This window comes from Variovorax sp. P4_D9 (assembly GCF_056401695.1).
The window spans coordinates 1-1432 of record NZ_JBFUIU010001411.1 but is presented as its reverse complement, the minus strand read 5'-3'; the positions used below and the strand labels follow the sequence as shown (position 1 = coordinate 1432).

At 68.7% G+C, this 1432-nt stretch carries 1 protein-coding gene and 1 riboswitch; the gene reads left to right on the top strand.

The window, feature by feature from the left end; genetic code table 11:
• Positions 1–126 precede the first annotated feature (126 nt).
• A riboswitch (TPP riboswitch) is annotated at positions 127–236 on the top strand.
• Positions 237–308: 72 nt separating this feature from the next.
• A partial coding sequence (locus tag AC1DY5_RS55505) for a purine-cytosine permease family protein (protein ID WP_478122681.1) occupies positions 309–1432 on the top strand: 1124 nt, incomplete at its 3' end.

Sequence of the window (1432 nt, the reverse complement as noted above, 5' to 3'; positions counted from 1 at the left end):
TCGGGCGCTTCATCTGGCCGCTGGCCGCGCGCGGCGATGTGCGCACGGAGCCTGCCACGGGCTCCTACGGCATCTAGCGCCGCCGGTCGCCGCCGGCTCTACAATCCAAGCTGCTTCGCCTGACGGAAGCAACGCTAGGGGTGCCGGCCCGCGACTGACTGTCGCAAGCCGGCTGAGAGAGTCCCTTTGAACCTGACTGAGGTAATCCTCGCGCAGGGAAGCTGGTCCGGCGACCGCCACGTTTTCTCGCGCGGCGGTCGGGCTGCCGGCCTTGCCCACCTGCCAATCACTTTGCATGGAGCAAATGAATGGCAAACACGACCCACGAAACGACCTCGGCCGCTGCCAACGAGGCCTTGACGCCGCTCGATGAATGGGGCCGCGTCTTCCATTGGCACGACCACATGGCGCTCTGGTTCAGCCTGGGCGTCGGCCTGCTGGTGATGCAGATCGGCGCCTACCTGGTGCCCGCGGTCGGCAGCCGCGACGCGATGCTGGCAATCGTGCTGGGTTCCTGCATCGGTGCCGGCCTGCTGGCCTGGACCGCGCGCGTCGGCTGCGAATGCGGCCTGGCGAGCGCCGGCCTCATGCACGCGACCTACGGCAGCGCCTTCGCCCGCCTGCCGGTGGTGCTCAACATCGTGCAGCTGATCGGCTGGACCACCTTCGAGCTCGTGATCATGCGCGAAGGCACCCAGGCCATCGGCGGCCAGGCCTTCGGGAGTTCGCTCGGCGGCCCGCTGGGCACCGTCGTCACCACGCTGCTGTGGGGCGCCGTGCTGCTCGCCTTGCTCGCGGGCTCGATGGTCAAGCTGGTGCGGCGCTTCGTGACCCGCTTCGGCTTGCCGCTGGTGGTGCTGTCGCTGGCCTGGCTAACCTGGCAGTTCGCGAGCCGGCTCCAGGCCAAGGGGCTAGAGTCCTTCTGGACCCGGCCCGGCGACGGCTCGATGGGCCTGTTCGGCGCCCTCGACCTGGTGATCGCGATGCCGGTCTCGTGGCTGCCGCTGGTGGCGGACTATGCACGCCATGGTAAACGCAGCGCGGGCGGCCTGGGCGGCGCCTTCGGCGGCACCTGGATCGGCTACGTGCTGGCCAACATCTGGTGCTACGCGCTCGGCGTGATGGTGGTGAGCGTCGCCGAGCCCGGCACCAACCTGGTCACGGCCCTGTTGCTGGCGCAGGGCGGCCTGATGGCGCTCGGCCTGATCCTGATCGACGAACTCGACAACGCTTATGGCGACATCTACTCAGGCTCGGTGTCGGCCCACAGCCTGCAGCCGCGCTGGAGCGTGCGACGGTGGGGTCTCTTGCTGGCCTCGATCTGCATCGCCTTCGCCCTGGTGTTGCCGATGCACACGCTCGAACCCTTCCTGCTGCTGCTGAGCTCGGTCTTCGTGCCCCTCTACGGCGTGATCCTCGGCCGGCTCGGCAG